This is a genomic window from Bradyrhizobium sp. 604_D8_N2_3 (genome assembly GCF_051810765.1).
GTDB lineage: Bacteria > Pseudomonadota > Alphaproteobacteria > Rhizobiales > Xanthobacteraceae > Bradyrhizobium > Bradyrhizobium barranii.
Map to the genome: position 1 here is coordinate 3886666 of NZ_JBPWPM010000001.1, position 20354 is coordinate 3907019.

The 20354-nt window shown below is 63.4% G+C and carries 23 protein-coding genes; 10 read left to right on the forward strand and 13 right to left on the reverse strand.

Annotated elements, in window-relative coordinates; translation table 11 throughout:
* Window positions 1–14 precede the first annotated feature (14 nt).
* The 6 genes from AB7245_RS18240 to AB7245_RS18265 all read right to left on the reverse strand — a co-directional run bounded on the left by AB7245_RS18240 (window position 15) and on the right by AB7245_RS18265 (window position 6376).
* A complete protein-coding gene (locus AB7245_RS18240) occupies window positions 15–1301 on the reverse strand; it encodes a M20/M25/M40 family metallo-hydrolase (RefSeq protein ID WP_439034549.1) in 1287 nt (428 codons plus the stop codon).
* A 121-nt stretch (window positions 1302–1422) separates the two neighbouring features.
* Entirely contained in the window at window positions 1423–3024 is a 1602-nt protein-coding gene (locus AB7245_RS18245; protein WP_063984025.1) for a TRAP transporter large permease, read from the reverse strand.
* The gene (locus AB7245_RS18250) at window positions 3021–3560 is read right to left on the reverse strand and encodes a TRAP transporter small permease subunit (protein ID WP_014496195.1); all 540 of its coding nucleotides are present in this window, start codon (window positions 3558–3560) and stop codon (window positions 3021–3023) included. Before AB7245_RS18250 ends, AB7245_RS18245 begins: the two co-directional genes overlap by 4 nt.
* Window positions 3561–3860: 300 nt before the next feature.
* A complete protein-coding gene (gene moaA / locus AB7245_RS18255; RefSeq protein WP_085404869.1) occupies window positions 3861–4913 on the reverse strand; it encodes a GTP 3',8-cyclase MoaA in 1053 nt (350 codons plus the stop codon).
* Between the two features lie 131 nt (window positions 4914–5044).
* Window positions 5045–5548, reverse strand: a complete 504-nt coding sequence (locus tag AB7245_RS18260; protein ID WP_439034550.1) for a hypothetical protein — start codon at window positions 5546–5548, stop codon at window positions 5045–5047.
* 153 nt (window positions 5549–5701) lie between these two features.
* Entirely contained in the window at window positions 5702–6376 is a 675-nt protein-coding gene (locus tag AB7245_RS18265; RefSeq protein WP_063984022.1) for an HAD-IA family hydrolase, read from the reverse strand.
* 165 nt (window positions 6377–6541) lie between these two features.
* On the opposite strand from AB7245_RS18265, the gene rpiA reads away from it, so the two are divergent.
* The 3 genes from rpiA to gor all read left to right on the forward strand — a co-directional run bounded on the left by rpiA (window position 6542) and on the right by gor (window position 9338).
* The gene (gene rpiA, locus AB7245_RS18270) at window positions 6542–7267 is read left to right on the forward strand and encodes a ribose-5-phosphate isomerase RpiA (RefSeq protein WP_028146742.1); all 726 of its coding nucleotides are present in this window, start codon (window positions 6542–6544) and stop codon (window positions 7265–7267) included.
* Window positions 7268–7269: 2 nt separating this feature from the next.
* On the forward strand, window positions 7270–7818 hold the full coding sequence (locus tag AB7245_RS18275) for a DUF2059 domain-containing protein (protein WP_063984021.1): 549 nt from the start codon (window positions 7270–7272) through the stop codon (window positions 7816–7818).
* A 131-nt stretch (window positions 7819–7949) separates the two neighbouring features.
* Window positions 7950–9338, forward strand: coding sequence for a glutathione-disulfide reductase (gene gor, locus AB7245_RS18280; RefSeq protein WP_439034551.1), 1389 nt, complete (start codon window positions 7950–7952; stop codon window positions 9336–9338).
* 269 nt (window positions 9339–9607) lie between these two features.
* On the opposite strand, the gene AB7245_RS18285 is transcribed toward gor, so the two are convergent.
* Both AB7245_RS18285 and AB7245_RS18290 read right to left on the reverse strand, forming a co-directional pair.
* Complete coding sequence (locus AB7245_RS18285) at window positions 9608–10903, reverse strand: DUF892 family protein (protein WP_439034552.1); 1296 nt, start codon at window positions 10901–10903, stop codon at window positions 9608–9610.
* 108 nt (window positions 10904–11011) lie between these two features.
* The gene (locus tag AB7245_RS18290; protein WP_063984018.1) at window positions 11012–12019 is read right to left on the reverse strand and encodes an alpha/beta fold hydrolase; all 1008 of its coding nucleotides are present in this window, start codon (window positions 12017–12019) and stop codon (window positions 11012–11014) included.
* A gap of 485 nt (window positions 12020–12504) precedes the next feature.
* On the opposite strand from AB7245_RS18290, the gene AB7245_RS18295 reads away from it, so the two are divergent.
* The 5 genes from AB7245_RS18295 (at window position 12505) to AB7245_RS18315 (ending at window position 14565) form a co-directional block, all read left to right on the forward strand.
* Window positions 12505–12984 (forward strand): hypothetical protein, encoded by a 480-nt coding sequence (locus AB7245_RS18295; protein WP_439034553.1) that lies wholly within the window; start codon window positions 12505–12507, stop codon window positions 12982–12984.
* A complete protein-coding gene (locus tag AB7245_RS18300; protein WP_259257953.1) occupies window positions 12981–13184 on the forward strand; it encodes a hypothetical protein in 204 nt (67 codons plus the stop codon). The genes AB7245_RS18295 and AB7245_RS18300 overlap by 4 nt, the downstream gene beginning before the upstream one ends.
* 74 nt (window positions 13185–13258) lie before the next feature.
* Window positions 13259–13495, forward strand: coding sequence for a hypothetical protein (locus tag AB7245_RS18305; protein WP_259266565.1), 237 nt, complete (start codon window positions 13259–13261; stop codon window positions 13493–13495).
* Between the two features lie 85 nt (window positions 13496–13580).
* Entirely contained in the window at window positions 13581–13916 is a 336-nt protein-coding gene (locus tag AB7245_RS18310; RefSeq protein ID WP_439034554.1) for a hypothetical protein, read from the forward strand.
* 28 nt (window positions 13917–13944) lie between these two features.
* Window positions 13945–14565, forward strand: coding sequence for a hypothetical protein (locus AB7245_RS18315; protein ID WP_071915165.1), 621 nt, complete (start codon window positions 13945–13947; stop codon window positions 14563–14565).
* A gap of 61 nt (window positions 14566–14626) precedes the next feature.
* On the opposite strand, the gene AB7245_RS18320 is transcribed toward AB7245_RS18315, so the two are convergent.
* From AB7245_RS18320 to AB7245_RS18335, 4 genes are all read right to left on the reverse strand, one after another.
* Entirely contained in the window at window positions 14627–15766 is a 1140-nt protein-coding gene (locus AB7245_RS18320) for a hypothetical protein (protein ID WP_439034555.1), read from the reverse strand.
* 347 nt (window positions 15767–16113) lie between these two features.
* Window positions 16114–16335 (reverse strand): hypothetical protein, encoded by a 222-nt coding sequence (locus AB7245_RS18325; protein ID WP_175618061.1) that lies wholly within the window; start codon window positions 16333–16335, stop codon window positions 16114–16116.
* A gap of 26 nt (window positions 16336–16361) precedes the next feature.
* The gene (locus AB7245_RS18330; RefSeq protein WP_439034556.1) at window positions 16362–17588 is read right to left on the reverse strand and encodes a carboxylate-amine ligase; all 1227 of its coding nucleotides are present in this window, start codon (window positions 17586–17588) and stop codon (window positions 16362–16364) included.
* Window positions 17589–17608: 20 nt separating this feature from the next.
* The gene (locus AB7245_RS18335) at window positions 17609–18439 is read right to left on the reverse strand and encodes a class II glutamine amidotransferase (RefSeq protein WP_439034557.1); all 831 of its coding nucleotides are present in this window, start codon (window positions 18437–18439) and stop codon (window positions 17609–17611) included.
* 202 nt (window positions 18440–18641) lie between these two features.
* Between AB7245_RS18335 and AB7245_RS18340 the strand changes: the two genes are divergently transcribed.
* Both AB7245_RS18340 and AB7245_RS18345 read left to right on the forward strand, forming a co-directional pair.
* Window positions 18642–19238 carry a hypothetical protein gene (locus AB7245_RS18340; protein ID WP_439034558.1) on the forward strand — a complete coding sequence of 199 codons (597 nt, stop codon included), beginning with the start codon at window positions 18642–18644 and terminating at the stop codon, window positions 19236–19238.
* Window positions 19235–19720: a hypothetical protein gene (locus AB7245_RS18345; protein ID WP_439034559.1), complete on the forward strand. Its 486-nt coding sequence runs from the start codon at window positions 19235–19237 to the stop codon at window positions 19718–19720. The genes AB7245_RS18340 and AB7245_RS18345 overlap by 4 nt, the downstream gene beginning before the upstream one ends.
* Before the next feature lies 1 nt (window position 19721).
* On the opposite strand, the gene AB7245_RS18350 is transcribed toward AB7245_RS18345, so the two are convergent.
* Complete coding sequence (locus AB7245_RS18350; protein ID WP_439034560.1) at window positions 19722–20351, reverse strand: FMN-binding negative transcriptional regulator; 630 nt, start codon at window positions 20349–20351, stop codon at window positions 19722–19724.
* Window positions 20352–20354: the final 3 nt, after the last annotated feature.

The following is a 20354-nucleotide window of genomic DNA, read 5'->3' on the forward strand; positions in this document are numbered from 1 at the left end:
ACGGGAAGACGCCGCTATTTCAGCTTGCCTGTGGACAGGTCCATGATCATGCGCGTGGCCAGATAGAGCCGCGGCACGATGCTGTTGATCTGCACATATTCGGCATCGTTGGAATGCGCGCCGAAGCCTGACAGGCCCATGCCTTCCACCACGGCGCCGCTGGTCTTGAGCGCGGCAAACGCGGCGTCGGTGCCGCCGCCGGTCGCCTTCTCGTCGACCTTGAGGGACAGTCCGATTTCCCCATAGATTGTCTTGCCGTAGGCTGCGACGCGGCGCGAGGCGTCGTTGGCCTCCAGCGGCGGGCGGCGCACCTCGAATTTCAAGTCGACCCTGGAGTCGGGCAGCAGGCGATTCTTGATCTTCTCCTGCAGCGCCTTCTGCAATTCGTCGAAGTCGGCGACCTTGAGCGCACGCGCATCGGCCTGGGCCGAAGCGTCGGCCGGGATCACGTTGCGGTTGGTGCCGGCCTTCGAGACCGTCCAGTTCAGCTTCAGGCCCTGCTCGGGCTTGGACAGGTCCTTCATCTGCAGCACCTGGTGCGAGAGCTCGTACAGCGCGTTGATACCGCCCTCGGGCCGAGCGCCCGCGTGCGAGGACTTGCCGTGCACCGTAAGATAGGCCGAGCCGATGCCGCTGGTGGCAAGGCGCAGCGTGCCGTCGGTGCCGCCGCCCTCGAACGAGAACACCACGTCCTGATCCGCGGCGAATTTGGTGATGGTGCTGCGCCAGCCGGGCGAGGAGATCTCCTCGTCGCCATTGGTAAGCACCGTGAGCGTGCCGTAATCCTTGAAGCTCAGTTTCTGGAGCATCGCCACGGTATGGAGAATGAGTGCGACGCCCTGCTTGTCGTCGGCAATGCCGAGGCCGTAGGCCTTGTCGCCGTCGACGCGGAACGGCTGATCCTTCAGCATGCCCTTCAGGTACACCGTGTCCATGTGGGCGATCAGCATGATCTTCTTGCTGCCGGTGCCCTTGAACACGGCGTGCACGGCCGGGCCGATTGTCTCGGGCGTGTCGTCGAGGCGATAGACATCGGTGGGGTGTAAAATCTCCACCGTGCCGCCGAGCTGCTTGAGCTGGCCGGCAACGCGCTCGGCGATCTGGTTCAGGCCGTCGATGTCCTTGCTGCCGGATTCGACGCTGACGAGGTCGCGCAGCGTGTCGAGCAGCGGCTGCTGCTCCTTTTGCGCCAGCGCATGGACATCGGTCATCGGTTCCGCATGCGCAAACGTTGCGGCACATGCCAGCCAGAGCGATGCGATCAAGGGAGCGAGCGACGGAGCAGGGAGCGATCGGGACATGCGCGGCGGTCCATCAGTTGGAGGATGGCCCGGTATGCCCGTGTTTCCGGCGCTTGTCACGTGCGCGGGCGCGCGCGTCATGAACCGCCGAGGCGGAACATGACGGCGATGGTTATGGCCGCTACTTCTGCGGCGGTCCGAGATCCAGCGGCGGCAGGTCGATCTGCGGCACCTCGATCTTGACCTTGTCGAGGTCGACGTTGAGCGGCTTGTCGAGCAGGCCCGTCACCGTGATCGGGAAGATGATCACGAGCAGCACCATGATCAGCTGCAGGCCGATCCAGGGGATTGCGCCCCAATAGATGTCGGAGCTCTTCACTTCCTTCGGCGCCACGCCGCGCAGATAGAACAGCGCGAAGCCGAACGGGGGATGCAGGAACGAGGTCTGCATGTTCACGCACAGCATCACGCCGAACCAGATCAGCGCCGCGTCCGGTCCCACCACCGGGGCGAGGACCTTCTGCGCGATCGGCGCGATCATCGGCAGGATGATGAAGGCGATCTCGAAGAAGTCGAGGAAGAACGCCAGGAAGAAGATGAAGAGGTTGATGAAGATCAGGAAGCCCCACACGCCGCCGGGCAGCGAGGTCAGGAGATGCTCGAGCCAGACGCCGCCGGAGACGCCGAGGAACACCACCGAGAAGCAGGTCGAGCCGATCAGGATGAAGGTGACCATGCAGGTGAGGCGCATGGTGGACTCGTAGCCCTGCTTGATCAGGTCGCGCAGCTCGGGGATGCGTGCGGCCTGGATGCAGATCCACGCCACGGCGAGATAGGTGACGGCGAACGAGAGCCTGAAGACCAGGTTCTCGGTGAACAGCATCGCGACGATGGTGCCGACGCCGGCGGCGATCACGCCGCCGATCAGGATCATGCGGTCCTTCGAGGTGAAGTCCTTGTGATGGATCGCGGCGAGCACGATGGCGCCGACCGCGCCCATCGCGCCGGCTTCCGTCGGGGTCGCAAGACCCATCATCATGGTGCCGAGCACGACGAAGATCAGCACGGCCGAGGGGATGATGCCCATCAGGCACTTCTTCCACAGCGCCCAGCCGGTCAGCGTGCGCGCTTCCTTCGGCACCGGCGGCACGTGGCTCGGCTTGATCAGGCCGAGGATGAAGGTGTAGCCGGCGAACAGCATGATCTGGAACACCGACGGGCCCCAGGCGCCGAGATACATGTCGCCGACCGACTTGCCGAGCTGGTCGGCGAGCACGATCAGCACCAGCGAGGGCGGCACCAGCTGCGTGATCGTGCCGGAGGCCGCGAGCACGCCGGTGATATAGCGCATGTTGTAGCCGTAGCGGATCATCACCGGCATCGAGATCAGCGCCATGGCGATGACCTGCGCCGCCACCGTGCCGGTGATGGCGCCGAGGATGAAACCGACGATGATGACGGAATAGCCGAGGCCGCCGCGGACCGGGCCGAACAGCTGGCCCATCGAGTCCAGCATATCTTCGGCCAGTCCACATCTCTCTAATATGGCGCCCATGAAGGTGAAGAACGGGATCGCGAGCAGCAGCTCGTTGGAAAGCACGCTGCCGAACACGCGGCCGGGAATCGCCTGGAGGAAGTTGAGGTCGAAGAATCCGAGATGGATGGCGAGGAAGCCGAAGGAGAGGCCGACCGCCGCGAGCGTGAACGCGACGGGGAAGCCGATCAGCATCGCCAGAACCAGGCCGCCGAACATCAGCGGCGGCATCATTTCCAGCGTAATCATTGGGTCGGCCTCTCGTACTTGGCGTCGATCGTCACATAGCCCTGGAGAGCCGCGATACGCTTGATGACTTCGGAAACACCCTGAAGCGCCAGCAATACGAAGCCGGCGGGGATCACGAACTTGATGGGCCAGCGGATCAGGCCGCCGGCATTGCCCGACATCTCGCCGACGTTATAGGCCTGCATGAAGAACGGCCAGGACAGATAGGCGAGCAGGAGGCAGGAGGGGATCAGGAAGCAGAGCGTGCCGATCATGTCGAGCCAGAGCTGGCCGCGTTCCGAGAGCGTGAGGTAGAAGATCTCGACGCGGACATGCTCGTTGCGCTTGAAGGTGTAGGACGCGCCGAACATCACCAGGATGGCGAACATGTACCATTGCAGCTCCAGCCAGCCGTTCGAGGAGTTGCTGAAGGCATAGCGGATCATGGCATTGGCCGCGCTGACCAGGCACGCCAGCAGCACCAGGATGTTACAGACGTACCCAATCTTTTCATTGAGGGCGTCGATGGCGTTGCTCACCGCCAGCAATGGACGCATCTTACTTTCTCTCCGTCGCCGTCGCGGCCCAACACTTTACGGGAGGCTTCAGCACGCATCGCCTGGCCGGCGTGCGAAAAGCACGCGACCGCACGGACAATATTCCGGAGCGATTGCGGCGTCAGTCCTCCCCTCGTGCCTTGCCGTCTTGACCGCGACCGCCAAAGGGGCGCGGCCGGCTTATTGCTGCCGGGCAAGCAAAGGCGGCTGCACCAAACCAGCGGGCTTGTGCGCCGTCAATCGGAAAATGGGCAAATTGACGCCGAGTCAAAAGCTTATGGCGGGGAGGGCGCGAATCCCTCAGCCGCCCGTGACGCTCATGTGCCTGGAGACGCTGGGGCGGTCGTGGCGGCGGTCGATGATGAAATCGTGGCCCTTGGGCTTCAGCCCGATGGCGCGGTCGATCGCATCCGCAAGCAGCATGTCGTCGTCAGATGCACGCAGGGGTTTGCGCAAATCTGAAGCATCCTCGTGGCCGAGGCAGGTGTGCAGCGTGCCCGTGCAGGTGATGCGCACCCGGTTGCAGGATTCGCAGAAATTATGGGTCATCGGCGTGATGAAGCCGAGCTTGCCGCCGGTCTCGGCAACGCTGACATAGCGCGCCGGCCCGCCGGTGCTCTCGGCCAAATCGGTCAACGTGAATTGCTGGGCGAGCCGCGCGCGCACCAGCGACAGCGGCAGGTACTGGTCGATACGGCCCGAGCCGATCTCGCCCATCGGCATGACCTCGATCAGCGTCAGGCCCATGCCCTTGCCGTGCGCCCAGCGCATCAGGTCGGGAAGCTCGTCCTCGTTGAGGTTCTTCAGCGCCACCGCGTTGATCTTCACGCCAAGCCCAGCGGCACGCGCGGCTTCGATGCCCTCCAGCACCTTGTCGATCTCGCCCCAGCGGGTGATCTCGCGAAATTTCTTGGGATCGAGCGTGTCGAGCGAGACGTTGATGCGGCGGACGCCGCAATCGGCGAGCTCCCGGGCGTGTTTCGCAAGCTGGGTGCCGTTGGTGGTCAGGGTCAGCTCGCTCAGGGCACCGCTCGAAAGGTGGCGGGACAGCGAGCGCACCAGCGTCATCACGTTACGGCGGACCAGCGGCTCGCCGCCGGTGAGCCGCAGCTTCTTCACGCCCTTGGCGATGAAGGCCGTGCAGAGCCGGTCGAGCTCCTCCAGCGTCAGCAGGTCCGCCTTGGGCAGGAATGTCATGTCTTCCGACATGCAATAGAAGCAGCGCAGATCGCAGCGGTCGGTGACGGATACGCGCAAATACGAGATGGTCCGCCCGAACGGATCGGTCATCGCGCTCGACAGCGCGTCGCGGGGGCTCGCTGCTGCGAGAGGGCTCGCGGAAGGTCCGTTCATACCAGATGCCTTGCCAAATGCCTTGTCACTTACGGCGACGGGCGCACCTTTGCTTCAGTGGTGCTCTGGAAGCAATCTAAGCATCGGACGCGGTTAGGACAATCGGGTGGTATACGTAATCAGCGCTTGGATCAGCGCTTTCCTGCGTTCGGATCGGGAAACGGCGAGGCCGCCACCGCAGCAGGTGCAGCATCCGCAGGGGCCGCAGCGGGTGCGGCATCCGCAGGCGCCGCGGCGGCTGCGGCCGGCTTCGGCTTCTTCGGCCGGTGCGGCTTCTTCACAGGCTTGGGCGGCACTGCCGGCTGGAGTTCCGCAAACACCGGATTCGGATCGGTGGTGACCGTGGCGGCTGTGGTCAAATCGCCGGGGTTCTTGATCACGTTCACGGGCACGCTGGCCGGCTGATATTTCGGCAGCGCGAAAGCGACGGTGAAGGGGGCGTCGGGGGCGGGAACCGAGACGGAGCAGGGGGTCTTGCAACCCGCACCCAGCGAGGTCGTGGCGTCAGCCCCCGGAGGATTGGATTCGAGCCGGACCTGGACGGTCGGCGGCGCCGATTTGAACATGTCCCAAGACATCGAGGAGCAGCCACCAAGGCTCGCTCCCGCTAGCGCAATCGCGATGACACGACGCATGACCACCCACTTCTAACTGCGACGAACCGCCACATCCCCGGGCGAACCTACGAGCGTCGTTCCAAGCAAGCAACCGGCGCGCTGTGCATAGTTAATAGATGGTTAACGCAGGGTTCCGTAGAATATGGCAGTTATCTCAGAGGCTTGTGGTTCCTAGGCAGTCATTAGGCTGTGGGCCGCGGCCGGCAGGTCGCGCATGTGATGGATCAGCCGGTCCGGCTTCAGCTCGGCGATCGGCACGTCCGTATAGCCGAAGCTGACCCCGATCACGGGCACCCCAGCGCGCCGGGCCACGCCGACGTCGGTTCCGGCATCGCCGACCATGATGCTGGCTTTGACCGCTCCGCCGGCGCGCGCCACGGTCTCGCGGAAAATGGTCGGATCGGGCTTCTGGACGCCAAAGGTGTCCGCGCCGCAGATCGCGGCAAAGCGGCGGGTGAGGTCGAGCTGGTCCAGCAGGCGCTTGGACAGCCATTCCAGCTTGTTTGTGCAGACCGCCAGCCGGTGGCCCTGGGCGGCAAACTGGTCGAGTGCGGCCTCGAGCCCCTCGAACGGACGGGATTCGACCGCGATATGGTCGGCATAATAGGCGATGAAATCCGCCGTCATCCGGTCCATGTCAGCCGGCGTGACCATGCGGCCCTCAGCCTCCAGCCCTCGTTCGATCAGCTTGCGGGCGCCGGCGCCGATCATGTTGCGGGCCGAGGCCATCGGCACGGGCGGCAGCCCTTCGCGGTCGAGCACGAAATTCAGCGCGGTGATCAGGTCGGGCGCCGTATCCACAAGCGTGCCGTCGAGATCGAAGACGAGGGTGTAAGGGGAGGTCATGGTCCCAGCGCTATCGGGCCGGCCGGATCGGCGCAAGGGCCGAAGCCATAAGTTCACCTTATAAGATCGGCCCGGAGGCCTGTTCCGGCGGGAAAAACGAGGCTACATAGGCCGCCGCAAGCAACCTATCGGCGGCACACTCTAAAATTCAGGGGCGGGCGCATCGTGAACATGGACCAGTTGAAGCGGCAGGCTGCGGCGCGCGCCCTCGAGGAGGTGCGTGACGGCATGCAGCTCGGGCTCGGCACCGGCTCGACCGCCAAACATTTCGTCGAGCTGCTCGGCGAGCGCGTGCAGGCCGGGCTCAAGGTGATCGGCGTACCGACCTCGGAGGCGACGCGCCTCGACGCCGAGCGCTGCGGTGTGAAGCTGACGACGCTGGACGAGATCGATCATCTCGACCTCACCGTCGACGGCGCCGACGAGATCGATCCCGACTTCAACCTGATCAAGGGCGGCGGCGGCGCGCTGCTGCGCGAGAAGATCGTGGCGGCCGCCTCGGATCGCATGATCGTGATTGCCGACGACAGCAAATGGGTGCCGACGCTCGGCCGCTTTCCGCTGCCGATCGAGGTCATCCCGTTCGGGCTCGGCGCGACGCGCCGCGCGATCGAGAAGGCATTTGCCGAATGCGGCGTTTCCGGGCAAATGGCGGTCCGCAAGGCCAAAGGCGGCGACAAGGATGGCCACGTTTTCGTCACCGATGGCGGCCACTGGATTCTCGATGCTCAGCTCGGACGCATCGTGGATCCGCCTGGCCTCGCCAAGGCGTTGAGCTCGATCCCCGGCGTGGTCGAGCATGGCTTGTTTATCGGCTTGGCCAGCTCGGCCGTTTTGGCGGGCGGCGAGGGAATTCGCGTGATTGAACGGCGTAAGCCGAAAGGAGACTAGGAATGAAGAGCGTATTGAGATTCTTGCCGGCCGCGACGCTTGCTGCTGGACTGGCCGTCTTGGCGGTCCCGGCGATCGCGCAGCAGGCCGCGCCGGCCCAGAAGGCTGCTCCCGCGCCCGCCCCGCCGAAAGCCTCGCCTGCGGCGATCGCGGCGGCCAAGGAGATCCTGCAGATCAAGAACGCCACCGCGATGTATCAGGGCGCCGTGCCTGGCATGGTCGAGAAGACCAAGATCACGCTGATCCAGCAGAATCTCAACTACCAGAAGGAGCTCAGCGAGGTCGCGCCGATCGTGGCCCAGCAGCTCAACGGCCGCCAGAACGAGATCGGCGAAGGCATGGCGCAGATCTATGCCAGCGAGTTCACCGAGCAGGAACTGAAGGACCTCGTCACCTTCTACAAGTCGCCGCTGGGCAAGAAGCTGATCGACGCCGAGCCGCGCGCCATCGGCCTGAGCATGGCCTTCATGAACTCCTGGGCCCAGAACTTCTCCGAGACCGTGATGGGTGCCTTCCGTGCCGAGATGCGCAAGCGTGGCAAGGAAATCTGACAGTACCTATCTGATCAGAAATCCCTAAAGCGCGTCATCGCGCTTTAGGATGTTATTTGCGCATGGTCCTATCGGAGAACCGCTGCACACGTCTCCGGATCATGCGCTGAAAGAAGAGGTCGGAGTGGACAATGGCTGAATTCGACGTCGACCTCTTTGTCATCGGTGGCGGCTCGGGCGGCGTGCGTGCCGCCCGCATCGCGGCCGGTCACGGCGCGCGCGTGATGATCGCGGAAGAGTACCGCATGGGCGGGACCTGCGTGATCCGCGGCTGCGTGCCGAAGAAGCTGTTCGTGATCGGATCGCATGTCCGTCACGAGCTGGAAGATGCCGCTGGTTTCGGCTGGACCGTTCCGCCCGCGACCTTCGACTGGCCGACGCTGATCGCCAACAAGGACAAGGAGATCGCGCGGCTGGAAGCGGCCTACACGACGAATGTCGAGAAGTCGGGCGCGCAGGTCGTCAAGAGTCGCGCGGTGATCGAGGACAAGCACACCGTCCGCCTGCTCGAGAACGACCGGAAGATCAGCGCAAAATACATCCTGATCGCCACCGGCGGCGCGCCCAACCACGGCGCCTCGATCCCCGGCATCGAGCACGTGATCTCCTCCAACGAGGCGTTTCATCTGAAGAAGCTGCCGAAGCGGATCGTGATCCAGGGCGGCGGCTATATCGCGCTGGAATTCGCCGGCATCTTCGCCGGCTACGGCTCCGACGTCACCGTGATCTATCGCGGCGACAACATCCTGCGCGGTTTCGACGAGGACGTTCGCGCCCACGTCCGCAGCGAGATGGAGAAGCAGGGCATCACCATTCTCACCGGCTGCACGGTGGCGAAGGTCGATCGGCACGGCGAGGAATTTACCACGCATCTGTCGAACGGCTCGAGCCTTGCTTCCGACCAAGTGATGTTCGCGATCGGCCGCCATCCGTCGGTCGCCAATCTCGGCCTGGAGAAGGCCGGCGTCGCCATCAACCCCGAGAATGGTGGCATCGCGGTGGACCATTTTTCGAAGAGCTCGGTCGACAACATCTATGCGATCGGCGATGTCACCCACCGGCACAATCTGACGCCGGTTGCGATCCGCGAGGGGCATGCGTTTGCCGACACCGTGTTCGGCAAGCGCGAGGTGCAGGTCGATCATTCCTACATTCCGACCGCGGTGTTCTCGCAGCCGGAGGTCGGCACGGTCGGTCTGACGGAGACCGAGGCGCGTGCGCAATTCAGCCACGTCGACATCTACAAGACGACGTTCCGGCCGATCAAGGCGACGATGTCGGGCCGCGACACCCGCGTGCTGATGAAGCTCGTCGTCGATGGCTCGACCGACCGCGTGCTCGGCTGCCACATCGTCGGCGATTGCGCCGCCGAGGTCACCCAGGTGGTCGCGATCGCGGTGAAGATGAAGGCGACCAAGGCCGACTTCGACGCGACGATCGCGCTGCATCCGACCGCGGCCGAAGAGCTCGTCACCATGCGCACGCCGACGGCGCGGCATGTACGGCAGGCGGCGGAGTAGGACCGGCCTTTAGCGCGACCTCAAAGCACTGAGATCACGTCACGTCATCTCCGATATCTTGCCCTTGCCTTGGCAGGACTCGCATTTGACTGGATAGATCTTGCGACCCGGGTGCGTTGGCTCCTTGGATTTGGGAAAGCCGGTTCCATTGCACAGCGGGCAGGTATGTTCTTTGATCTTCGGGGGCATGCGAGATCCTTTCCGGCTGTGGTGGCGCAGCGGCCCCTGCAGGGGCCGCGTTGCCTTGTGGTCAATGGTTCAAGGCCGACCTAGCCTCCGGCGGGCTCATCCTCGGCGAAGGTCTGCTCGATGGCGGCGGGCATCTTCGCAACCGACATCAACGAACGTGCGACCTGATTGAGCAACTGATCCGCGTTCTCTTCCTCGGCGAGATTCTTGGAAAGCAGCGCGACGACGGCGGTGTGACGCAACTGCTGCGCCAGGTTGCGGGCGGTCGCATAGCCGGCAATCTCGTAATGCTCGACACGCTGTGCCGCACCGATCAACGCGAGATCCGCGGCGGCATCGTCCTTCCTGGCGCCCTCCTTGATCACTTCGTCGCCTTCCTCGACAAGCCCCTGCATGCCCTTGCAAGCCTTGGCGCGCGGCTTCTTCCCGAGAAGTTCGAAGCACTCGTCGAGACGCTCGATCTGCGCTTCGGTTTCGGCCAGGTGAACTGTGAACAGCTCAGAGAGCTGGTCGTAGCGGGCAGCCTCGATCATCTGAGGCAATGCCTTGGTCAACTGCTTCTCCGCGTGCAGGAGATCCCGCAGCTGATCGATCAGCAGGTCGTCAAGGCCAACGGACGGTTCCGATGGCGAGCTCTCGGCAACGATGGAAGGCGCCGCACCGGGATCGCCGTTCTGGAGTGCCGGTGATTCCATGAAAACCCAGTCCTCGCCTTCATTCCAGGGACCTCTGGTGTCGATTTCGCCATTGTCGCCGGACCCTGTCGAATCGTTGAAGAACTGGTTCACGAGACCGGGCGTCGGAGCGATGCGGCCGATGCTGAACGCGGGCTTGTTCATGCTTTCCAGCGCGCGTGAGAACGCCTTCATGTGGGTAATTTCCCGTGTCATCAGGAATTGCAAGGCGTCTTTGGTGCCGGCGTCATCACAGAAATTGATCAGGCGCTCATAGACGATCTTGGCCCGAGCTTCTGCGGCGATGTTGCTGCGCAGATCGACGTCGAGTTCTCCGGTGATCTTGAGATAATCCGCCGTCCAGGCACTGCCTTGCGAGTTGAACAGATTGACGCCGCCGCCTCCGGCAATCGCGATCAAGGGATCGGCTTCCGCCGCTTCGCGATCGAACTTCATGGGCTTCAAGTGCAGGCGCGCGAGCGATCCGACGACCTCAAGGTGGCTCAACTCCTCGGTTCCAATATCCATGAGGAGATCCTTACGGTCAGGATCCTCGCAATTGAGACCCTGAATGGAATACTGCATGGCGGCCGCAAGCTCGCCGTTGGCGCCACCGAATTGCTCCAGCAGCATATTGCCGAACCGGGGATCGGGCTCGTCGACCCGGACTGTGAACATGAGCTTTTTGACGTGATGATACATGGAAAGACCTTTGACTACAGGAGATACCGGGGCCAACTGAGCGCTGTGTTGGACGTTCCTAATTCGGATCGTGCCGCGACCAGATGCTTCTCGGGAGAATCAGGTGGCTCAATGCAGCGTTTCCGCCGCGGCTTCGTCGACAGCGGCCATCAGGTCAGCCGTATCCGATTGCTGGATCATGTGACCCGCATTCGGGACGCGACGCATCTTGCTGTGCTTGATCTCGTCATGCAGCCTGCCGGACTGTTCGTCGATGTCGATGAGGCGGTCGTCCTCGCCGGCCAGGATGGTGACCGGCATGGCCAATTCGCCGTAAGTCTTCGCCGACAGCATCGCAGAAGGGACCATCAACGCCGCTTCCGCGGCACCCGCACGAAGCTGCGACGGACGCACCGCCAGTGATTTGGGGAAGCCGTCGAATTTTTCCGGGACGGATTTGGGCCCGAACAGCTGCCGCAGCATCGTCGGCCACATCAGGCGGCTGAGGATCGGCGAGATCGTGTGACTGAGGATGTCGCCAAACCCTGGTATCGCCGGCCCGGCCATCGCCATCATCGCGTCGGTGCGGGCCGTCGGGAAATAATAGCCCGACGCCAGTATCAAGGCTTCGACCAATGAGGGGTGCCTGCTTGCCAGGGCGATCGCAACCGATGCGCCCCAGGAATGTCCGAGCACGATCGCCTTGTCGACGCCAAGGTGCGCAAGCGCGTCTTTGAAAAGGTCGGCTTGGGCGGCCGGCGTCCACACCACGTTGCGCGGCCTCAGACTGTGCCCGAAGCCGGGACGGTCGAACACGATGACCCGATAGTCCTTGGCTGCAAGATCGATCAGGCCACTCGACTCGAAATCCTGGATCATGCTGCCATTGCCATGGAGCAGAACCAGCGGGCGTCCGGACCCGCGCTCGACATAGTGCAGCCGAACACCGTCGATGTCGATGAACCGCCCTTGGGGCGGATTATCACGCTGCGCCTTGTCGGCAAGGCGCCGATTGACGAACGCGGCCGCTGCGAGCAGGCCGGCCGTCGCGGCAATCGTGGAGGCCAAGGGATGTTCTGCGAGAGCATGAAGGGCCGTGGCCGCCAAAGATGGCGAACGTTTTTTCAGTATGCGCATGTGACACTTTCGCTGACCGCGGCCAGCTGTTGGAGAGTGGGGAAGGGACGCTTCCGCATTGACGCCCTTGGTCGCATCACGACCGCGATGGCGCCGGATTCTTGCTGGAGGAGATTTCCGTGCGTCGCGGGTGCGGTTCGGAGACCGGATCAGCACCATCGAGCAGGGATCGATTTCGCCTTCTTGGGACCCGGAACAGTGCTGGTCCGGACCTCCCGGCATGCGCATTCACGGATCATGTCGTGCAGACGCAACAGGAGGGACGGAGAGATGTTCCTAATCCGATGGAGAGATGTTCCTAATCCAATGGATGCAGCCCGCAGTCGGCCATTGACGTAGATCGGAGGCAAAGGCGTGGTTTCTCGGGACCGCGCACTGGTGAATGTCATTTGCGACACCATATCCAGGATATCACCCGCACAGACATGACAGGCGCCGGTGACAGAGAGACGCTGCCGCGCTCCCGCCACAACCGGAGGCGCGCATTGAACGTTATCTCCTATCCCCTGCATCTCTGCCGCAAGTTCGATCGCCGCTGGAGCGCGAAAGCGGTTCAGGACGAGACACAGCAATCCCCGTCACAACGGCCCAACGGCTGTACCGCCTGCGGGCGAATAGTGGCGGCTCCCTTGCATGCGACCTACTTGCCCACCGGGAACTTCGTCAATCAGTGGCGGTGCCCTGTGTGCAAGAACTCCTGGCAGACCTCTGCCGATGCCACGAGCAGCACTGATATCCAATTGAGCCAGTCCGAGCATCTTCGGCAGAATGCCGGGCACTGCCTGACGCTGGAAGACACCGCTGCCAACGACGCGGCGCGCAAGCGGTTCAGGAGCATGGGCGATGCCTGGCTCGCTCTCGCGGAGACGCAGGAGTGGCTCGATGGCGCGACGCCGCCGGTCTCGCGACCGCAGCCGCAAAGCGCTGATTTGATTCCGATGCCAACGCAGGGGCGTTCGTCATGAATGAGAAGCGCAATCGCGTGCGTCAGGCGGATTCACTTGCCGAGCGTCTCGCAGCTGATGCACTGAGGCTGCGTGAAGAGGCCTCGCACCTTGAACCCGGCCCAGCGCGGGATGCGCTGCTGAGCAAGGCACACCGGAACAAGATGGCTGCCGATATCAACTCCTGTCTGACCGCTCCGGGACGCCGCTTGCCTGGATAGCCAGCGCAGATCTCGAGCCCGAGCTTTCACCGTTTGCCAATAGTAACGAACCACCAAGGGTCCGATTGAGATCCATGGACGATTTGGCGTGGGCAGCACTGCCGGGTCTGACGCAGGCAACCGGTCGACCTTTCCCCGGAATGCAAGGACCAGATGACATGGATCGAGACAAGAGCGGCCGCATCGTTGAGACTGCGCTCGAAGCGCGCCAAGGCGAGCTCGGTCCCAGCGTGTTGATGCTGCTGGGTGTGAGTGTGGGACTTGCAGTCATCCTCATGGTGATGACGTGGATGATATTCTTCAGAACCTGAGCGTGAAGGAGATGTCACAGCGCGAGACGTAGGAACTAAAGCTCTGATGGGGGCTTGGATCACTCCTTAGACACTGGAGACCATCATGAAGCGCCCATCGCTTATCGTTTGCGTTTCTTTACTCGCGGCGGCCACCGCCTTCGCAGCTGCTCCGGCCTCGGCGCAAAATCCACCGGCGCAGTCCGGACCGAACAACAGCGCGGTCAACAGCGCGGGGCAAAACAACTCCGACGCTCCTGTCGCAGGTCGCAACAGTTTTACCGAAGGACAAGCCAAGTCGAAGATCGAGGATGCCGGCTACGCCAACGTCACCGAACTGAAGAAGGACGACAACGGTGTTTGGCGCGGCCATGCCAGCAAGGGTGGATCTGCCACCGCGGTCAGCGTCGACTTTCAAGGCAACGTCAATTCGGCCAAGTAAGCCATTAAGCAAATAAGAAGGACACACAATGACCGTTACAATTTCTCGTCTTTACGACAACTACAGCACTGGGCAGCAGGCGGTTCAGCGTCTCGAAGCTGCCGGCGTGCCGCATTCGGACATCAGCATCGTCGCCAATAATTCGGACAGCTGGTTCAACACCGACAAGAAGGTGGACCGTGACCGCGATGGCGTCGACGATCGCGCCGAAGGTGCCGGCAAGGGCGCCGGCATCGGTGCGGGCGTGGGTGGCACTGCCGGCCTTCTCGCCGGTCTCGGCCTCCTCGCAATCCCCGGCCTCGGACCCGTCGTTGCGGCCGGTTGGCTCGCCGCGACCGCGGTCGGCGCGGCCGCCGGAGCCGCAACCGGCGGTGTCGTCGGAGCGATGACTGAGGCCGGCATTTCGCGGGAAGATGCGGACTCCTACGCCGAGGGCGTGCGTCGGGGAGGCACGCTGGTGTCGGCGCGGGTCGCAGATGCCGATCGATCCCGCCTTGACGCAGTCCTGAACGAGTCGTCGGTCAATTTGCGTGACCGCAGCGCCGCCTGGCAGAAGACCGGATGGAAGTCGTTCGATCCCGCCAGCAAGCCCTACGGTGCGGACGAAGTTCGCAAGGAGCGGCAGCTCTACGGTGGATCAGTTCGCTAAAGATCATTGCGCCGAATGAGATCGCGACGGCCCGCTCCGGCGGGCCGTCTTTTTTGCGCGGCTACGCGTACAGATACCCGACCGGCTTGCCCTCGGTGCGCAGGGGACGGATGTCCTTCTGCGTGATGATTTGACTAGCGAGGCCATCGATCTCGTCGCGTTGGGTCGGCGTCCAGCTGCGAAGGTCGTTCATGCCCTTCAGAAGACCGAGCCGGAGGACTTGCGTGTTCTCGCCGAGGCCGACGAGGTTTATCGAGCTCTTTCCCGCCGTCACCACATCGCCAGCCGCAAGCTCAAACGTCTCACCGGCCTTGTTCTTGAATTCAGCCGTGCCGCGAATGACACGGTAGATTGCGATTTCGCCCTTGGCGAAACAGCTGGCGTCCGCGGCTGCCGACGTGCTCTTCGGCAGCAGCGACTGGCCACGCGGGTCGGTTGCGATGATGTGGCCGGTGACGAGATGGCCGCTCGGCACTTCGATGCCGATGTCGCGCACGTACACCGGCAAGGCCGATTTGATCGGACCGTCGACGAGTGGCTTGAACAACGCATCCAGCGCGAGTGGATCTTGAAGCCAGAAGCCTGCGTCGGCCGGCCGGTTGTGCAGCGGGTGGCTCCAGGCCACGCGCGGCGTCTCGGCCTCGTTGATCTGGTCCGGACCGACGATGGTCGGGTTCGGAAAGGTCGTCGGATCGGTCACGAAGGCTTCGAGGAATTTGCCGGAGTAGCCCATCGAGATCGGGTCGGGCACCACGGTCTGCGGCGTCTTCAGGTTTTCTTCGGTCGACAGTCCCGACCAGGTGTAGAACAGCTGGCGGTGGACGATCGCGCTTTGCAGCATCACCGCGCCGGGGCCGACATTGTAGAAGCGCCCGTCGTAGTCGAAGGTGAAGGCGCCCGAGGTGACCAGCACGAGCTGAAAGCCGCCCGGCGGAAGATGAAGATGGAAATCGGTGGGGCCGGTGTCCGGGCGGTAGATCGGGAGGTTCGTCGCGACTTCGTGCAGGAGGAAGGTTTCGTTATTGGCGTGGAAGCCCTCGTTCGCGCGGTTGTAGAGGGCTTGCGGCCGGTACGTCGGCTCGAACCTGGCATTCCTGTCGCGATCGATCGCCACGAAATCCTGGGCGTTGAGGCGTAGCGGCGCGCCGTTCGGATGGGTGAGGCCGGTAAATTTGAGATCGCCGGCGGCATGCACGTTCATGGCACTCTCCGATCTTTACCGCTCATCCGGTCTCCGGGCGCACGCATCTTGCTGCGCCAATTCGTGGGAGCAGGGAATCAGGCCTGACGCTGCCTTGCGAATTCTGGGCCAGTCGAGATGCAGCGCGATGCGCGGGCCCGGTGGCCCCGCACGGCGCGATGAAAAATCGAGATTGCACCTGAGGTTAGACGGCGCGTTAGGCTGGCTTGCCTGGGCCTCATCGCCGAGCCCGCAACCCCGACGACGGGGCGCGGTTTGTCTAATTTGTCGGCAAGCCCCGGCGCAGGCGTGCAGCCGCGCAGGTCGCGTCGATCAGCAAAGGCCGGCGGCTGGCCATGTGAAACCGCTCATTCGAACGGCTGACGGGTGATCCGCTCGGGCTTGCCGATCGGGCTGTCCGCCCACTTCGCCATGTCCACCGTTCGCGCGTCGATGCCTTCGCACCAGAGGCAGCTGAGCTCCGCGCGGCCCTTGGCCGAAAGCAGCGGTACAAGTCCGTGGCCGCAGCCAGCGCAAGACGTGACGCGATTCACGCGTTCCTCCACGATCACCGAATTCAGGAGCGACATTGTCGTTCGCCAAGCTTGCGCGGGCGCTATGACGGCGCACGAACGCTTCCGATCGGAGCGCTCGCGCCCGAGATCGTCGAGGCTGCGATCCAGCGCGAGACCGCCCCGATGTCCTCCGCATTCTCGCGATAGGCACGAAGCTGGAACTCCGCCGAGCTGCCACGCTCCACGATGGTCCGGCAGTGCTCGACCTCGGCGGCGCAGTTCAGCGCGGCTGCGTCCCCGGCGACGTCGTCGATGATCCGGGCGAGCTGCTCCGAGATGGTGACCGGCCCGTCCTTCGAGGCAAAGATGCAATCGGTGCCGTAGCGCTGCGCCCGCCATTTGTTCTCGACCGCAATCGCGCGTTCGACCACCGTGACCTCCTTCGATCGATGCGGCCGCAGATAAAGATGGCGCGTCAGGCAGCGATAGAGCGAGGCGATGGCAACGGCGTCGTCGATGAAAGTGCAGGTGTCGGGCGCGCGAAGCTCGAGGGTCGGATGCCTCATGGACGGTCGCATCGCCCACCAGATATGGCTCTCGTCGGGAATCACGCCGGAGCGTTGCAGCGCGCCGACATATTCGTCGTAGTCGTGCCTGGTTTCGAACAGTTCGGGCAAGCCGGTGCGCGGCAGCTCGGAATAGGCGGCAAGCCGGTAGCCCTTCAGCCCGGTCTTGTGGGAATTCCAGAACGGGGAGGAGGCCGACAGCGCGATGAACAGCGGCAGATGCGGCAGCATCGCCCGCATCACCGCCATCCGCTTCTCGGGATCGGGCAGCTGGACGTGCACATGCATGCCGCACATCATGTTGCGGTGGCCGATGCTGCGCAGATCCTCGATCATCTCCTCGTAGCGCGGCTTCGGGCTCGGCTGCGACATGCGCCAGACCGCGGTCGGATGCGTGCCGCAGGCCATGATGACGAAGCCGTATTGCGCAGCGACGTTGGCGACCTCGCGGCGGAGGAACCGCAGCTCTTCCCGGGCGTCATTGACATCGACGTGAACGTTGGTGGCGACCTCGAGCTGGGATTGCAGCATCTCCCGCATCGCCTGGCCGCCGGTGGACCAGTTCACCGACTCGAACAGGGCGTTGGGCGTTTCGATCGCGACCTCGAGGCTGCGGCGATCGGCGAGGAAGTACTCCTCCTCGATGCCGAAGGAATATTCAGCCGCCTTGCCGCGTCCGCCGGCAGAGCGGATGACGAGGTGCTGCTTGTCATCGGAGGAATCGAGGCGCAGCAGTTTCAAAACATCCGAAGCAAATGTCATAGGGCCACCCGGCAGTGGTATTACCTGCGGGCAATAATCCGCCTGACACGGGCCGGTTCCGCGTCTGACCCACTGGAAATTGCAAGGTCGAACGGAACAATTTTCACGTTTTCGGACGCGCGCGCGACCAGCGCGTGATTCGGCGGCACTTCCGTCCAGTCCGTTTCCTTGTCGAACGGCTCGGACACGACGACGACCTGGCCGCCGCTGGCCTCGCGATAATAGAGCGTGTTGGCGGCATCGTTGACCGCGACGCGAAACGCATAGAGATCCCGGCCGTTTGCGATCGCGCTGGTGAAACGCAGGCGCTCACGAAGCTCGCCCTCGTTGACCAGGCCGACGAGCGATTGCAGCACGGTTTGCGTTGCGCCAAGGGGATCGCTGTCGAGTCCCGCGCCCATCATGGCGAGGAACACGGCTTCCGAATCGGTCGTGCCCAGCCGCGAGGGGTAGTAGGCATCGGGGATCAGCGCCTCGACCTTGCGCCGCAGGCGATTCCAGCTGCCGACGAAGCCGTTGTGCATGAACATCCACTGGCCGCAGGCGAACGGATGACAATTCTGCCGCGTCACCGCCGTGCCGGTGGCGGCGCGCACATGGGCGAAGAACAGATGCGAGCGCAGATGGCGGCAGAGGTAGCGCAGGTTTTCGTCCGACCAGGCCGGACGGGTCTCGCGGTAAAGGCCGGGCTCCGGATGCTCGCCATACCAGCCGAGACCAAAGCCGTCGCCGTTCGAGCCGGCCGTCGACTGCAGCGAGCGGATGCTCTGCGCGATCAGCGAATGCTCGGGCTCGGTGACATAAGGTTCGAACGAGGTCATCTCGCCCCGGTATGCGATCCAGCGGCACATGCGGCCTTCCTGTCGGGATGTGGCGTAAGGTTCACCAACAAGATCGCCTGTGTTGGGTTCCAGGCGATGTGTTCTGCAAAGTCCGGATCATTTCTGCGGGGTGTTTTAGACGTTCATTTACCCTGCATTGCGGGAACCCGCGCATTAATCCATCTCTTAACGCCGACACGGTTAGGTTGCGCGCGAATTTTGAGTGCGCATCATGAGCCGATTTGTTCTTTTTACCTGCATGGCGTTCGTCTCCACGTTCGTGGGCGTCTCCTGGGCGATGCGCGGATTTCCGGTGTCGCACGTTTCGCTGGTCGGTGAATTGAGGCCCACGCTCAGTTCCTCGTTCGGCGATGAGCATTCAAAGGCCAAGCAGCGGAAGGATTGGGAAGCGGAGCACACCCTGCAAAGCGACAAGGACCCGAAGCAAGACGCACTGCGGATGGACGCATTGCAGGCAAGCACCGCTTACGCGATGTCGCCGTGCGACGACACCATGAAGGCGAACCTGAGGGCGGCTACGGAGGCCTATGCGCGGGGCTGGGTGAAGATCTACGACTGCCCAAATCCGAGAATGGGCATGTTCTGCAGTGAAGAGAAGCGCGATCGGGCGAACGCCGCGTATTCCACGCCGCTCGACGTTCGCGTCAAGGCGCAGCTGGCCGAGGCGTTCAAACAAAAGGGCATCGTCAAGGAAGACTTCCCGGAGGATATCCGCGACGTCGTTCTCTGGTTCACCGGGCCTGGTATGTTGTTTGATCCGTCGCCGGTATGCCTGCCACGGCAGCAGGTGTCGGCGAGCTTCAAATGAGCCGCGCCTGGTTCATCGTCTGGGCGCTTGTCATCTGGCAGGTCGCCGCCTGGGCATTCGCTCCGCAGAAGACAGCCCAGCAACCAGCAGCACCGGTCGATGGTCCGGGTTATGGCTCCAACGAAGAGATCTTCGTGGACGGTCGCGCTGGCTTGCGCCGCGAGACCGCTCTGGCGTTCGAGCGCCCTTATGGATCGCGTTGCGCGGGAGAGGGGCGGAAGCAATTCGTCGCCCATATCGACTACTACTATTATCGTCGTCAGAACGACATGGAACACTACCCCAAGATTTTCGGGAAAGCCGGGGCAGACTACATCGCCAAGCAATGGTCGACCGGAGACGACAAGCGCCTCGAACGCCTGACGCAGGAAGCCTACGCGCAAGGCTATCTTGCCCTATCGGATTTCGGTGACGTCGGGCGCAAACTGGCGGAAGCCGTTGTCAGGGGCGAGCGCGTCACCGCGCATTCCTGCGCAAGCTGACTCAGGTTGGCAGCGGGATCAGCGCTGCGACCTCGCGATCGCCGTGGTCCTCGCTTGCGGCGAGACCCTGCGCGACGCCGACCCGATCGACCTCGGGCCGGTTCTGGCTCATCTTGCGCTTGCCTTCGAACCGCACCACGGGGATGCGCACGCCCACGATCCCGCGCAATTGCGCGGCGATGAAATCGGCGGGGGCGTCACTGACGCCCCACGGCTTGGCGCGCGCGCCTTCGTGCCTGTTCGTCAGCCGCGTCACGGCGTCGAGCAAACGCTCCGGTTCCTGGAAGAATTCGACCGGGCCATAGGCATGCACGGCGACGTAATTCCAGGTCGGCACCACCTTGCCGGTCTCCTGCTTGGTCGCATACCAGGACGGCGTCACATAGGCGTCGGGGCCGTTGAAGATGGCGAGCGCATCGCCGATCGGCGGCAGCTTCCATTGCGGGTTAGCCCTGGCGACATGCCCATAGAGCACGCCGTGCTCGCCTTCGCTCTCGTCGAGGAAGAGCGGCAGGGGCGTGGCGACCGGGCCCTCGGCGGTGGCCGTCACCAGGCTGGCGAGCCGGGCGCCGCGGATGGTCGCGCGGATGCTCTCGATGTCGTCGTCCTTGAAGGCGGGCGGGATGTACATGGC

Bases quoted from the DNA above. Each gene is read 5' to 3' on its own strand.
- AB7245_RS18265 (WP_063984022.1), bottom strand. From the start codon at position 6,376: ATGACCTCCCCTTACACCCTCGTCTTCGATCTCGACGGCACGCTTGTG.
- moaA (WP_085404869.1), bottom strand. From the start codon at position 4,913: ATGAACGGACCTTCCGCGAGCCCTCTCGCAGCAGCGAGCCCCCGCGAC.
- AB7245_RS18335 (WP_439034557.1), bottom strand. From the start codon at position 18,439: ATGTGCCGCTGGATCGCATACCGGGGCGAGATGACCTCGTTCGAACCT.
- AB7245_RS18275 (WP_063984021.1), top strand. From the start codon at position 7,270: ATGAAGAGCGTATTGAGATTCTTGCCGGCCGCGACGCTTGCTGCTGGA.
- AB7245_RS18340 (WP_439034558.1), top strand. From the start codon at position 18,642: ATGAGCCGATTTGTTCTTTTTACCTGCATGGCGTTCGTCTCCACGTTC.
- AB7245_RS18320 (WP_439034555.1), bottom strand. From the start codon at position 15,766: ATGAACGTGCATGCCGCCGGCGATCTCAAATTTACCGGCCTCACCCAT.
- AB7245_RS18350 (WP_439034560.1), bottom strand. From the start codon at position 20,351: ATGTACATCCCGCCCGCCTTCAAGGACGACGACATCGAGAGCATCCGC.
- AB7245_RS18300 (WP_259257953.1), top strand. From the start codon at position 12,981: ATGAATGAGAAGCGCAATCGCGTGCGTCAGGCGGATTCACTTGCCGAG.
- AB7245_RS18290 (WP_063984018.1), bottom strand. From the start codon at position 12,019: ATGCGCATACTGAAAAAACGTTCGCCATCTTTGGCGGCCACGGCCCTT.
- AB7245_RS18345 (WP_439034559.1), top strand. From the start codon at position 19,235: ATGAGCCGCGCCTGGTTCATCGTCTGGGCGCTTGTCATCTGGCAGGTC.
- AB7245_RS18315 (WP_071915165.1), top strand. From the start codon at position 13,945: ATGACCGTTACAATTTCTCGTCTTTACGACAACTACAGCACTGGGCAG.
- AB7245_RS18285 (WP_439034552.1), bottom strand. From the start codon at position 10,903: ATGTATCATCACGTCAAAAAGCTCATGTTCACAGTCCGGGTCGACGAG.
- AB7245_RS18250 (WP_014496195.1), bottom strand. From the start codon at position 3,560: ATGCGTCCATTGCTGGCGGTGAGCAACGCCATCGACGCCCTCAATGAA.
- AB7245_RS18310 (WP_439034554.1), top strand. From the start codon at position 13,581: ATGAAGCGCCCATCGCTTATCGTTTGCGTTTCTTTACTCGCGGCGGCC.
- AB7245_RS18325 (WP_175618061.1), bottom strand. From the start codon at position 16,335: ATGTCGCTCCTGAATTCGGTGATCGTGGAGGAACGCGTGAATCGCGTC.
- AB7245_RS18305 (WP_259266565.1), top strand. From the start codon at position 13,259: ATGGACGATTTGGCGTGGGCAGCACTGCCGGGTCTGACGCAGGCAACC.
- AB7245_RS18260 (WP_439034550.1), bottom strand. From the start codon at position 5,548: ATGCGTCGTGTCATCGCGATTGCGCTAGCGGGAGCGAGCCTTGGTGGC.
- AB7245_RS18330 (WP_439034556.1), bottom strand. From the start codon at position 17,588: ATGACATTTGCTTCGGATGTTTTGAAACTGCTGCGCCTCGATTCCTCC.
- gor (WP_439034551.1), top strand. From the start codon at position 7,950: ATGGCTGAATTCGACGTCGACCTCTTTGTCATCGGTGGCGGCTCGGGC.
- AB7245_RS18240 (WP_439034549.1), bottom strand. From the start codon at position 1,301: ATGTCCCGATCGCTCCCTGCTCCGTCGCTCGCTCCCTTGATCGCATCG.
- AB7245_RS18245 (WP_063984025.1), bottom strand. From the start codon at position 3,024: ATGATTACGCTGGAAATGATGCCGCCGCTGATGTTCGGCGGCCTGGTT.